Genomic DNA, 13,933 nt, shown 5'->3' with positions numbered 1-13,933 from the left:
AGTGAAAGCATGTTTCCTATATTGAAAACCGACCGACTAATTTTACGAGAACTTACAGAAGAAGATGCACCGGGTATACTACAATGCTTTTCTAATACTGACGTACTGCGTTATTATGGCCAAAAACCATTACAGGATCTTGATCAAGTAAGACAAATTATTCATAACTTTAAGCTGAGTTACAATGCAAGAAGCGGTATAAAGTGGGGAATTGAATTAAAAGGCAAGAAAGAACTCATTGGAACAATCGGGTTTCATGATTGGTCTTCTGAGCATAAACGAGCAAATTTAAGTTATGCCTTCCTCCCTGAACACTGGGGAAAAGGATATGCGACTGAAGCGGTTTCTGAAGTTATATCATACGGTTTCCAAACAATTCACTTAAAACGAATCGGGGCGATTGTATTTCTTGAAAACGAAGCTTCAAATAAAGTGCTATTAAATTTAGGGTTTGAAAAAGAAGGAGTTCTTAAAAATTATATGTATCAAGATGATATCCCCTATGACACGAACTATTATTCTTTATTAAAATGAGTTTAATAGAAATTATGCGTAAAAACTCGTTTCAGCATAATAAATCAAGATAGTGGATTTTTAACGAAAGATGGGAAACCGAGCGTTTTTCATTTCTTAGATCATCATGCGACTGATGCGAAGTACAATAAATTATATAATCTAAAAAAGGGGCATGAGCATATTCTTACTCATTTCCCTTTTTTACGTTCTTTTTCTGTTTTCTTAATGCTTTTGGAATGTATACACAGAAAGGTTCACTTTCCATGTAATCTCCCGTTATTGCATATGCTCTAGAACGAGATCCCCCACAAATATATCGAAACTCACAAACACCACACTTTCCTTTATAATTGTCAGGATTACGAAGGTTTTGAAAAACAGGGGAGTTTCGATAGATTTCAGCTAGCGATGTTGTTCTAATATTCCCAGTTTTAATCGGCAATAACCCACTTGGATATACATCTCCAATATGAGAAATAAATACAAAACCGTTCCCATCATTCACCCCTTTTGGAGCACGCCCAAGCCCATCAATTCGCCCCGTTGTTCCATTCATCAATACATCCTGATATTGAATGACCTGATTTTCCTTTTTATGTTCTTTCATTTTTTCTTGAATCACAACACGTCTATAGTGCTGACCAGCTGTTGTTTTAATGTCAAAAGAAACCTTTTTACTAAGTTGATATAGCCAATGGAATACCGTTTCATGTTGTGCTGGTGAGATCATATCTTTTTCCTTACCTCGCCCTATTGGAACTAAGAAAAATATACTCCAAAGTACACATTCTAATTCTTCTATTAACATTGCCATCTCTTCAAGTACATCCACATTATAATTAGAAACAACAGTATTAATTTGAATAGGAATTTTTAATTCATGCAAATAACGAATCGCATTCATCGTTAATTGAAATGACCCTTCTGTCCCTCTAAAATGATCGTGTATTGCAGCTGTTGGTCCATCTAAACTAAATGCCCATCTAGCAAGTCCTACTTCTTTTGCTTTTTGAATCGTTTCTTTCGTAACGTTCGGGGTGGCACTTGGCGTCATAGATACTCGAACACCTTTTTTCACTGCATATTCCGCAATATCATATACATCTGAACGCATTAATGGATCTCCACCAGTAAATACAAGCATTGGGTTTTCCATTTCATATATATCATCAATTAGTTTTTTTCCTTCTTCGAATGTTAGCTCTAGAGGATGACGATGATACTGTGCTTCTGCACGACAATGCAGACATTTTAATTGACATGCCCTTGTCAACTCCCATATTACGATAAATGGATTTTTATTAAAATCAAGATTCATCAATATTAACCCTCCCATCAATTGATATTCTAATTGTAAAGTTATATATGTATTTATGGTGTGAGATGCATCACAAATAACTCTCTTCCTAACCTGCTGTTGATCTAATGTTTCTACCTTCCTCTTCAACAATTACAGAATCTCTTTTTTAATATAAATACCCCTTTAGACTAAATTATCTAAAGGGGCAAAACTACACAACTTTTTATTAACATCGCGGCTTTCTTCAACTCATCAAATTTAAATTACATTTTTTAAAATTGTATTTTTAAAGTTTTTCAACATCATTACTTCTTTTCTAAAACCATAAAGAATGTACTATCCGGTAGCGCAACAGCATTCCCAGACTCATCTTTAAACTCGATTTTCTCGCTAAGATGTTGTGTATATCCATCCTGTAAATAGTTCATAGCTTGAACGATGTTTATGTTATCTCCAAAGATACCCTTTACGAAATCCTTATATTCGTTTGGCGTAAATATTCCAAACTGCTCTTGCACCTCGTGAACGAAGGAATCCTCGCCCCATGTATACGTATATAAGAACTCCATTGCATCGTTAACAGACATTTTGACTGTATTGTCTGCAAGTACCTCATACTGGATTATGCGCCCCTTAAATTCACGGACATACTGCTCTAAGAACTTCATTGCACCTGCATCTTTAAAATGAATCACACGCATTAACGTTTTATCTTCGGTCATGATGCCATCACGAATGATAATACGACCTCCTGGTTTTAACACCTCATAGGCACTCTGCAGCCCCTTTTTAATTACTTCATGATTGAATTTCTTACCTTCATACTCGATATAAGAGAACAGCTCATGAAGGATAGAAGAATATACAATCGTATCAACCGATTCTTTTTCAAACGAGCTGCTTAAGTTGATTGCATCCCCTTTAATGACGTCCCAAGAACGCCCCTCGTTCTGCTTCTTCTTTTTCAACGTATCAATTACGTTTTCAGAAATATCGATACCGTAGATTCGTTTGTCCTCGGTCTCTTCTTCGATCATGTCTAACATGACACCGCCACCGGCTCCGACATCTACAATCGTATCTCCCTTTATATAATCAAGAATAATTCGTTTATCATCAGCTGAGCTATTCATATGCTCTAGATACACTTCTTCGTTATGGAATCTATCATATGCATCCTTACGTAACCCGAAGAAATCAAAGAGCAATACATTTGCCCGAGCATGCATCATATCTATCTTTTCTGCCTCTACACAGAAGGTAATTAACGCCTCACCTACAGCAGAAAACTGAAACGACACATACGCAGTTTTCATATCTTCATCGACTTTAACCTTAAAAGAAACATGCGTTGTATTCGGCTTCTCATTCTCACGGTACTCCCGTAGATACTTCTCAATAACCCGCTTACGATATACGTTGTCCTTTTTCTCGCCTTTGAAATCATAGTGCAACTGCTGCATCAATTTCTCGAAATGTATATGCTGAACCTTTCTAGTGCCTATCTCATTCTTTAACATAACAAACACTGTCCAAATATCCTCGAAGCTAAGAGCATGCATAGACGGTTCTACATACCACAAATCCTTATCGGATAAGAATGTTTGAACGTCACTCTTCTCGCTTCCCATAATTATATCTTTTTCAAATACCGACTCCTTATGTTTTGGCGTGAGTCTATGTATACGAGAAGTAAATGGCTCCATATAACCATCAAACAGGCCATCAATTGTAATCTTCACATCGTTCTTCACTTCACTCCACAAAGCTTTTGATACACCTTCAATAATACATTGGTTAAGATAGTATAGAATCTCCTTTAACCTAACGTCTCCGTATTCTTCTTTATATGTGTTAATTAAATCAACATGAGAGTCCAAACGAGCCTCCCCGCGTATATACTGCCCGATTAATCCATGTGTTCTAATTAAATCTCGAATAAACAAATACTCAGTAGAGTTTAAGTTTGTCTCTACACGTTCAATAAACTGAATATCACTAAAGATATTAGCAGAACCCTCGTTATGTACGAATAGATTAATCCCTTTTTTCTTCCATTGCTCCCGCTGTTTTAAAGATCCTACCTTTGCAAGTTCACTATACGTTAGTACCTTTTCAATAATACGATACGCTTCTTCATCTAAAGGCAGTCCATCTAACACTTGTAGCGTACGGTGTACATAGTACAACACCGCATCTGTTTTTAATGTTCCAAGTACTTGTACATTCTCATAGTTTTGATGTATCTCCTCTGCCTCAATTAAATACTTTAACCACGTAGGGAGAGTATCGGAAAACCCTTCAATGTATGTATTTAAAATCTCAATGTTTTTCAACTTATTTACCCCCATATATAATCAATATCTGTAGTAAAGTCTGGGCACCTTCTCTAAAAAGATCATCACCCTATGTCCCCCTTTACCATCTAGAACTCTTTCAAATACAAACGCATCAAACCCAGTCTCTTTATCTTGTAAAAAAGAGTTATCAAGTTTGTAACATATTCTTTTGTTCATCTCTTATTTTAACTTCATCAGGAATTTCGGCGGAATAAACAGTAGGACTCAGCGGATCACTTCTTACATTGATAAACATATGTTGTGATAGAGAAAACGGCAAGCGGGTGCACTCCACTTGCCGTTTTTTCATAGCTTAGTATGTATTTGAATTTCTTTTGCTTTCTCTTTTTCACCCTTCACGCGTACAATTAAATCATATGATCCGGATTTTGGCGCTTCAAAAGAAAGCAGACCTTCTTTTTGAGAAGTAACTTCTTCTTCATAAATAACCTTATCATCTTTTGTAACTTGTAATAAAATCGTACCTTCCTCAACGGCTGCTTCATAAGGAATTTCCACATTTCCTTTTTCAGCTTTAACCGTTTGCACATCGTAATACCCTTGCAACGAACCAATTTTTAAAGTCGTTTCGCCATTTTTTTGAACCTTTGTGACTTGTGTTGCTGTATTGCATGCACTTAACAATACAACAAGAGTAAGAATCATAAATAAACGTAGTAATTTCATAAAAATTCCCCTTTTTTTATGTATATGAATTAAGATTCATTCTTTAACTATTTAAAAAACACCAATAGCTTAAAAGAATCACCACTTTTCTTCAATTTCTTTTTTAAATAATTTTTGAAACTCTAATCATTAAAAATCCTACTCTTTCTTACTTTAATTGTTTCTAAAATGTAGAAAAGAACCCCTAAACCAAATATCTTTTCAGCATTAGAAATATTATTACCTAATTTAATAATAGGTACATTTAATCCGAATCTTTCGCTCCATTCCAAAGGCATATATCCTCTTTTACAGTTTATTAATATCCGGTTATCCATTGTACGTAAAGAAGTTTCGAAAAAATCAAATTCAACTTCTACTTCAGAAAGTTTTATCTCTTTTTCATTCATTAAAGAACCACGTACCATTCCAAATCCTTGTATCATATTTTCTTTAAACATACCTACACAATTATAATTTGAGTCATAAATAGCCCAATCATAGTTTTCAACTTCACTATGAAAATATGCAAGAATTTCCCCATCCTTTGCTTCCAATCCAATAACTTGCTTGTTTTTAAAAAAAGGTAATTTTGAAGAAATTATATCAGTTGAAACCATAGTTGTTCCTACTATATAGGTCCCATCGGGAGTATATAAACCGTAATGTTTATTATTTTGAGGTAATTCTAGTAAAACATAAGTATCAATATCCCAAAACTTCAAATCATTTTTAGCTATATTCTCTTTTAATAAGTTCCCTTTTCTTAATTGCCAAAATCCAATTCCCCAAAAAACAAACGAAGCTACAACCATAAATATTATTTCTCCCCAATTAACATCACCCCAACTATTATACAGACAATATAATCCAAAGAGAAAAATCCCTGTCCCAATTAAACACTTAAACCGTCCCCTTTTTTTATAATACTCAAATAATTCCACCCAAACACCTCTATCAATCCATCTTAATACCAAAATTACCTTTTAAGTATACCAAGGACAAAATATATAATCTAATATTTTTTGTATATAATTAAAACAAATATAGTTATAGCAAGAGAATGCTTGTATGCTAATCTCCACTGCATTCCCTTATTCCATGTATGCTATATTTCTATTCTTCTTTTTCCAATATTACATCCCTACAAAGAATAGAAATTACATTCAATTTTTAAACAAGTCGGGAACACCACCAAAGGATTTCCCTGCCCTCTGTTAAAAAAACCTTACTTTTAATAAGTAAGGTTTTTTGTATTTATTCTTTAGTGATATAAGCATTCTTATAAGTATAAACACCACCAAATTGATGCTTCTCAATTCCTTTTACATAATCCTTTTGTACGTAAGCTGATCCCATTTGATAAAGCGGTGCGACCGCAGCATCCTCTAGTAAAATACGCTCGGCCTCTTGCAATGTTTCCCACCTTTTCTTCTGATCTAGTACTAAATCGCTTTTCGCTTTCTTTATTAATTCATCGTAGTGTCGGTTAGAATAATTCATTTTGTTATTCGGATTACTCATCGTAAAGAGTTCTAAATAACTAATTGGGTCTTTATAGTCAGGTCCCCAATTTGCCATAGATATATCGTAATCTCCCGTTTGTTCTAACTGTAATTTTTGCTTAAATGGCTGTTGTTTAATTTGTACCGTGAGTCCTTGCAAATGCTTTTCTAAGTCACCTTTTATATATTCTGCCATACGTTTTGCATTATCTTGTTCATACGTTAAAAATTCGAGGTTTACTTCGTCTACTCCCAGTTCTTTTTTCGCTTCTTCCCAAACCTTTTTCGCATTTTGCAAATCATATGAAGAAAGATCTCCGTTTTCTTTTCTAAAATCTTTACCAGTCTCTTCATTTACATGACCAACTGGTACAAGTCCACTTGCAGGTTTTGCTCCGTTATTAATAAAATGAGCAACGAAATCTTCTTTATTTAACGCGAATGAAATAGCCTGACGCACTTTCTTATTTGCTAACGCACTATTTTTTTCATTAAAACGTAGCATAGCAATTGCAGGTTCGCTCGACATATGTAATTCCTTACTTCCTTTATACTTGTCTACAAATTGAGAATTAATAGGTACCCGGTCCAAATCACCAGCTTCGTATAAATTAACAACCGTCATTGTATCCTTTACAATTTGAAAGTTTATTTCATCTAATTTCACTTTCTTTTCATCCCAATATGTAGCATTCTTCTTTAATTGAAACTCTTGTTCATGCTTCCACTTCTCTAATACAAATGGCCCGTTATATATGAGATTACTATGTTCCAATGCATAATTCTTTCCTTGTTCTTTCAAAAATGATTCATGCTGCGGCAAGTAAATCGGCAGTGCTAACAGCTGTAAAAAATACGGGATTGGCTGTTCGAGTTCCACTTCTAACTTATAATCATTTATAACTTTAACCCCAAGTTCATCAAGAGGCATTGTTCCCTTATTTATCTCTTTCGCATTTTTCACGTAAAAGAGCATGTACGCATATTGAGACGCTGTTTCACGGTTAATTGCACGTTTCCATGCAAACATAAAATCATTAGCTGTCACACTGTCTCCATTTGACCATTTTGCATCTTTACGCAAATCAAATGTATATTTTTTACCATCTTCACTTCTTTTAAACGATTTTGCTACTGCTGGAATAGGCTGATCTTGATCATCTAATACATATAAACCTTCAAATATGTTTTGCATAACGTGTGCTGATGTACCATCCATCGTTTTCGCAGTATCAAGAGAAGGAATTTCTTCTGATACTGTTACATTTAATACTTGTTTTTTTGCCTCTGTATCACTTTTATTCGCTTTATTATTACATGCTGTTAATAATAAAGATGTAACAAGTGCCATTACCATTAAATGGCTCTTTTTTCGCTTCATGAGTTGTTCTCCTTAAGTATAAAATATTATAAAGCGTTATATATTATAGCAGAAATATGAACAGAAAGATGCGACATTCTGTTGAATATTTATTCGTTCAAGAAAAAAAGCTATCCTTTAAAAAAGGATAGCTTTTTCAAATATCTATCTTTGCAAACCTCGTTTATAACGACTCGCTTCAAATATAATACGCTCTTCATCTAACGTTTTACATTCACCATTCCAAACGACACGCTTTCCGTTAATAATTACATCGCTAATATCTTTTCCACTAGCAGCATACACAAGATGCGATAATACTTCATCTGCTGGTTGTAAATGCGGCTTATTAGATGGGTCAATCGTAATAAAATCGGCACACTTTCCAACCTCAAGTGATCCTGTTTGTTTCATGCCGATTACTTCAGCAGCTCCTTTAGTCGCAAGTGTAAGAGCAGTTTCAACTGGTAATGCTGTTGCATCTTGATGAATACCTTTTTGTAATAATGTTGCAATGCGCATTTCTTCAAACATATCTAAATTATTGTTAGATGCCACACTATCTGTTGCAATTCCTACTTTCATTCCTGCTTCTAGCATCGCTTTTACATTTGCTATACCAGAACCTAGTTTTAAATTACTATTCGGGTTATGAGCTACTCGAACATCATGTTCTGCTAAAAAAGCACGTTCATTTTCATTTAATACTACACCGTGTGCAATAACTGTTGGGCGTTTAAACAATCCACAACTTGCTGCATATTCTACTGGACGTTTTCCGTATTGCGCTTCAATATCACGTACTTCACGCTCTGTTTCTGAAAGATGAATATGAACCATCGTTTGATTTTCTACTGCAATACGTGCGCATTCTTCTAATAGTTCTGTGGAACATGTATATGGACTATGAGGTGCAACCATCGTAGTTAACATACCACTTTCGTTATGGTAACGCTTCACATATTTTTCAGCTTCTTCAATTGCTTTCTTTTCATCGTCTTCCGTTCCGAAGCTAAATAAAGTTCTTGAAACAGCAGCTCGCATTCCACTCTTTGATACCGTTTCCATAATTGCATCTTGATCTACTCCAATTGGATTAAACATATCAGAGAATGATGTTGTACCACTTTTCACCATTTCAAGTAATCCTAATTCCGTACTAGCGACCGCAAGCTCTGGAGTAAACTGACTTTCAAGTGGCCAAATTCTCGTCTCAAGCCACGGCTGTAATAACATATCATCGCCAATACCTCTTAAGAGACTCATTACAACGTGTGTATGTGTATTTACAAGCCCTGGTAATACCCACTTTCCTTTCATGTCAATTACTTCATTTACTTCAAAATCATTAGCGAATTCTCCGCTCTTTACATCTATAATTTGATCATTTTCTACAATGATATATCCATTTTCTATCACTTCGTTTTGTTCATTCATCGTTACGATTGTAGCGTTTACATAAGTTGTTTTCAAAAGTATTTCCCCTTTCAACTCTATGAAGTTCCCTTTAATAAGTTACCACCATTATAGTAACTTATTAAAGATTAAGAGTCAAAAGATAATTTCAATTCTTTCATTATCTTTTCCTTCAAAATGCTATATTGTTTTTCATTTGTATCTGCAAACGCTTCTTCCCGATTTGATTCCACATCCAAATAGTTCAGGTTTTTATTGAATTGAGACTCTGTAAAATCAAACCTATGTCCATTTATACAGTTATAAAAGTGCCACTCCTTTCCAATTTTTGTCTTTTTTATTTTCCCTCCGTTTATATCTTGAACGACTAAAGCCGTTACACCACACTGTCCCTTTGCTGGATTTTCACTTGTCCACTTTGTACTTGTTTCAATCGACCAAGATTTCATGAGTGCTTCATATATTCTTTTTCCCTTTATATGATCCATTCTCAGCTTCTCCTACTATTAATTGTTTTACACATCATATTTCAAAAGGGGCAGTAATCGGCCCTTAAAAACCGTTGATGGTGTCTCTCCTATTAACTTCGCTCCCATTTTCAAGTAAAACCCTTTTGCATTCGGATCACTATCAATTGTAAAGCTTTTTATTCCTAGTTCATTTGCTTGCTCTATTACAAACTTCCACATTATTTTCCCATACCCCTTTCCTTTGTAACGAGGATGAATGTATAAGAAATCGAGAGCTTTATCGTTACGTAAAAATGAGAAAAAACCAATCTTCGTATTATCGTTTTCTAAAACATATACAAAATTATTTTTTATGTACTCAACGGTAATTGTTAAATCTTCCTTACAAGCAAGTATGAATTCTTCACTATAGTTCCACGTTGCTTTTGAATATAGTGCGAGTTCACTTAGTTCATCTGCTTCGCTTAATAACGCTTTTCTTATCTTCATGATCCTTTCTCCTCACCTTCAATATGTAAACTATTAAACTGATTCGAAAAAGTAATTTAAAAAACCTTTTATTTTCTTAGATAAGAGCTTACTTTTATAATTCTTCATAATAGGTAACAATTTTTTAAAAGAAAAAGAACGCCATTCCTGAAAATTGGCGTTCTTTTTCTTTTAACCTTTATGGCATATTATATTGAGAAGCATTTTTACACTTCTATACGGTTTCTACTACTGCTTCAAGCATTGTTCCATTTTTAGCATAATTCGTATGCCAAGAAAAAGCTTTTTCTAAAACATGAGGGGTTTGTCCACCTCTTGTTTGTGCTTCTTCGAAATAAACTCTTAGCTGGTTACGATACATTGGATGTGCGCAATTCTCAATAATTAGCTCCACTCTTTCTCTTGGCGCTAGTCCTCTTAAGTCCGCATATCCTTGTTCAGTGACGATAACATCTACATCGTGCTCCGTATGGTCTACATGCGAAACGAAAGGAACGATACTTGAAATGTTACCACCTTTTGCAATCGATTTCGTAACAAAGATAGCTAGGCGTGCATTTCTCGCAAAATCACCAGAACCACCAATACCATTCATCATTTTTGTGCCTAAAACGTGAGTAGAGTTAACATTTCCGTATATATCTAATTCTAAAGCAGTATTAATCGAGATCAATCCAAGGCGGCGAATGATTTCAGGGTGATTAGAAATCTCTTGCGGGCGCATCATTAATTTGTCACGATATTTTTCAAAGTTAGAAAATACTTGTTGCATTTTCTCTTCAGAAAGCGTGATCGAGCAGCAAGAAGCAAAATTAACTTTCCCAGCGTCCATTAGATCAAAGACCGCATCTTGTAAAACTTCAGAATACACTTCTAAATCTTCAAACTCAGAATCTAGCATGCCGTGCAATACTGCATTAGCAACTGAACCAATACCAGATTGTAACGGCGCTAAACGATTTGTTAATCGGCCTACTTTAACTTCTTCTCGAAGGAACTCTATTAAATGTTGTGCCATAATAACAGTTTCTTCATCTGGAGGAACAATTGTCGATGGCGAATCCAGTTGATTCGTAAACACAATCCCCTTCACTTTTTCAGCATCAATCGGGATACCAATTGTTCCAATTCGATCATCCGTTTTTACGAGCGGAATTGGAAGTCTTTCCCCTTGTTTACCTGGTTCATATAAATCATGTAGCCCCTCTAGTTGCGTTGATTGAGCCATATTCATTTCAATAATAATGGACTTAGCATTTAAGGAGAATGCTAATGAATTTCCAATTGAAGTCGTTGGAATAATCATTCCATCTTCAGTAATCGCAACCGCTTCCAAAATAGCGACATCTATATCCATAACGTCAGCACGAAGTAACTCTGCTGTATGAGATAAGTGCTGATCTACAAATAAAAAGTCTCCGTTATTAATTCCTTTTCGCATAGTCGCATCGGCTTGGAAAGGCAATCTTTTTCCTAAAATTCCTGCCTCAGCAAATAATTTATCTACATCCGAACCTAAGGACGCCCCTGTATAAACATTTACTTTAAAAGATTTATCATTCTTAACTCGATTTACAAGTGCAAACGGGACTGCTTTTACATCCCCAGCACGTGTAAATCCACTTAAACCTAAAGTCATTCCACTTTCAATCCATGAAGCTGCTTCTTCAGGTGTAACTACTCGATCTTTTAATCGTTGATCCCTAATTCTATCCAAATTATTCTCCATATGTAATCCCTCTCCTAATGAATATTCATAATTATTTTACACATTAACACCATCAAAATAGGGATTTTTGTATATAATGCCGAAAATTCAGATAAAACAGCGAATCTAGGTTCTAAAGCAGAAAAAATTTAGAATCCTAGAAGCTTGCGAAAATAACTAGCGTATGATTGACTCACTGGTACCCTCTCTCCGTTATCCATAGAAAGTACAAAAGTAGAATGCGTATCTGGATAAATCGCTTTAATATGATTAACATTTACAATAAAGGAACGATGGCATCTAATAAACGAATCTTTCGGAAGCAAGTATTCAAATTCTTGTAGAGAGTACTTATGTGTTCCAGTTAACTCTTCTGAATTCACATATGTCTTTTTATCTTTAGCCTCTAAATACTTCACCTTTGAGAAAGGAACCGGAACCCATCCGTCTGTTGTTTTTAAAGTAACGACTGACTTCCCATCCGTTAAAGCAGGATATATCGCCGTCACGCAACCTTCAATCTTGCCATTATTTGAAAATGGTACGGCCATTCCATGATAAGGAATACCGAAAACATCCCGGTTAATAAACTCAGAGGCTTTTTGCCTCGTTACCATTGCTTTATGAGCAATCGTTCCTTCCTTAATAGGATCCCCGGCGCTAATCTTTAAATCAATTCGTTTACTTGGCCGATAGTACATATATTCTTCCGTATTCGAAACGGCGATTGATATTTCATCTGAAAATAATTCCCCAACAACATCTAGTAGTATACCTAACGTTTTATCTTCCATAGTATTAACACCTCATTTACTATTATACTACTATTATGAACAGGTAGCTGTTGCTTTTACATGTAGTGCAAGTCCACTTAATTCACTAGCTTCAATTACTATCAATTTTCTTACTTCCTTAAGTATTTCTCTCCACCTTCAAAATATGAAATACTAAAGTATTGCTACAAGCAATAAAAAACCCTTTATTTTTATAAACTTTAAATCAACTTGCTTCTTATATTACTTGCATTATAAAATAAAAAAGTATTCTAAAAAACATTTCATTTAGGGGGAATTGCCTATGCCGTTGGATTCCATTTCAGGTAACGAATATTCCAACATTTAAAGGAGTGCCTGAAATTTGTTAAACTCATATATCAATTCATTTTTATATAAAAATATCTAAAAATTTAATGGAACAATTTTAATAGCCCATAAAGAAGAGACTCTTTATAAGCAGTCATTTGGAAAAGCTAATTATAATTGGGACATACCTAATACATCTACAACGAAGTTTCGTATCGGATCAATAACTAAAATCTTTACAGCAGTTTCAATTTTAATGCTTGTGGAAGAGAAAAAATTACAGCTACATGATACATTAGATCAATTTATTCCCGATTTCCCAAAAGGAAATCAAATTATGATCAAGCATTTACTAAATCATACTGCTGGAGTTGGTAATATTACTGCTCAACATGATTTTTTATCGCAATCTTGTCGACCTCGAACACCAGATGAACTAATACAATGGGTTATTGCATGCCCCTTTGAATCTAGCCCTGGTGAAAAATTCAATTATTCGAATTCGGGTTATATTATATTAGGAAAAATTATTGAAGTTATAAGTGGAATTTCTTATGAGGAATTTCTTAAAAAGAAAATTTTCTATCCAATCTCTATAATGAACACAAATATTGATTTGAATCACACTATTCAAAAACATAAAGCAACTGGCTATGAGTTACATCCAAATCACGGCCTACAGAACGCATCATTTATTCATATGTCTAATTCATATTCAGCCGGTGGATTAGTTTCTACAGCCGAAGATTTATATAAATTTGATAAGGCACTAAAAGAAAATTGCTTCTTATCAAGTAGGATGACATCTTGTATGCTTACTGCAGAATCTTACGGATATGGTTACGGTTGGAATATTGCTATGACTGAAAAAAATAATAAACTTATATTTCATCACGGCGGAATTAACGGCTTTACATCCTCCTATTTACGATTAATTGACAAAGAGGCTACAATCATCATTTTAAGCAATGTATCTACACCATTAACATCGACTCTTGCTAATGAAATAGCTTCTTATATAGATAGTAATTTTTAATTCTATTATAATTTGTAAAACCGTTCAAATTTTTGAACGGTTTTAC

12 protein-coding genes are annotated in these 13,933 nt (G+C 34.5%); 2 read left to right on the top strand and 10 right to left on the bottom strand.

The genetic code is table 11. The features are described 5' to 3' along the window. Nucleotides 1-9: 9 nt before the first annotated feature. Nucleotides 10-534, top strand: coding sequence for a GNAT family N-acetyltransferase (locus tag ACUXEY_RS10735; RefSeq protein WP_461300650.1), 525 nt, complete (start codon nt 10-12; stop codon nt 532-534). 166 nt (nt 535-700) lie between these two features. Here ACUXEY_RS10735 and ACUXEY_RS10730 read toward each other — a convergent pair whose 3' ends face one another. The 10 genes from ACUXEY_RS10730 to ACUXEY_RS10685 form a co-directional block, all read right to left on the bottom strand. Next, nucleotides 701-1,834, bottom strand: a complete 1,134-nt coding sequence (locus ACUXEY_RS10730) for a TIGR04053 family radical SAM/SPASM domain-containing protein (protein ID WP_429603061.1) — start codon at nt 1,832-1,834, stop codon at nt 701-703. A gap of 287 nt (nt 1,835-2,121) precedes the next feature. Then, the gene (locus ACUXEY_RS10725) at nt 2,122-4,167 is read right to left on the bottom strand and encodes a class I SAM-dependent methyltransferase (protein WP_461300649.1); all 2,046 of its coding nucleotides are present in this window, start codon (nt 4,165-4,167) and stop codon (nt 2,122-2,124) included. Nucleotides 4,168-4,461: 294 nt separating this feature from the next. Next, nucleotides 4,462-4,842, bottom strand: a complete 381-nt coding sequence (locus tag ACUXEY_RS10720) for a BA_1872 family lipoprotein (RefSeq protein ID WP_048527289.1) — start codon at nt 4,840-4,842, stop codon at nt 4,462-4,464. Between the two features lie 122 nt (nt 4,843-4,964). Continuing rightward, nucleotides 4,965-5,765, bottom strand: coding sequence for an ABC transporter ATP-binding protein (locus ACUXEY_RS10715; protein WP_142286560.1), 801 nt, complete (start codon nt 5,763-5,765; stop codon nt 4,965-4,967). Between the two features lie 313 nt (nt 5,766-6,078). Next, nucleotides 6,079-7,707: a peptide ABC transporter substrate-binding protein gene (locus ACUXEY_RS10710; RefSeq protein WP_461300648.1), complete on the bottom strand. Its 1,629-nt coding sequence runs from the start codon at nt 7,705-7,707 to the stop codon at nt 6,079-6,081. Nucleotides 7,708-7,851: 144 nt separating this feature from the next. After that, entirely contained in the window at nt 7,852-9,177 is a 1,326-nt protein-coding gene (locus ACUXEY_RS10705; RefSeq protein ID WP_461300647.1) for a bifunctional S-methyl-5'-thioadenosine deaminase/S-adenosylhomocysteine deaminase, read from the bottom strand. Between the two features lie 53 nt (nt 9,178-9,230). Next, on the bottom strand, nt 9,231-9,590 hold the full coding sequence (locus ACUXEY_RS10700) for a YunG family protein (RefSeq protein WP_429602926.1): 360 nt from the start codon (nt 9,588-9,590) through the stop codon (nt 9,231-9,233). Nucleotides 9,591-9,617: 27 nt separating this feature from the next. Further along, nucleotides 9,618-10,061, bottom strand: a complete 444-nt coding sequence (locus ACUXEY_RS10695) for a GNAT family N-acetyltransferase (RefSeq protein ID WP_429602927.1) — start codon at nt 10,059-10,061, stop codon at nt 9,618-9,620. 214 nt (nt 10,062-10,275) lie between these two features. Then, the gene (locus tag ACUXEY_RS10690) at nt 10,276-11,790 is read right to left on the bottom strand and encodes an acetyl-CoA hydrolase/transferase family protein (protein WP_429602929.1); all 1,515 of its coding nucleotides are present in this window, start codon (nt 11,788-11,790) and stop codon (nt 10,276-10,278) included. Between the two features lie 128 nt (nt 11,791-11,918). Then, the gene (locus ACUXEY_RS10685) at nt 11,919-12,563 is read right to left on the bottom strand and encodes a LytTR family DNA-binding domain-containing protein (protein ID WP_461300646.1); all 645 of its coding nucleotides are present in this window, start codon (nt 12,561-12,563) and stop codon (nt 11,919-11,921) included. A 403-nt stretch (nt 12,564-12,966) separates the two neighbouring features. Between ACUXEY_RS10685 and ACUXEY_RS10680 the strand changes: the two genes are divergently transcribed. Beyond that, the gene (locus ACUXEY_RS10680; protein WP_461300704.1) at nt 12,967-13,887 is read left to right on the top strand and encodes a serine hydrolase domain-containing protein; all 921 of its coding nucleotides are present in this window, start codon (nt 12,967-12,969) and stop codon (nt 13,885-13,887) included. Nucleotides 13,888-13,933: the final 46 nt, after the last annotated feature.

The organism is Bacillus sp. F9_6S_D1_P_5, from assembly GCF_054823925.1.
Note: the sequence above shows the minus strand (reverse complement) of the source record. Positions and strands in the feature narration are given on the sequence as shown.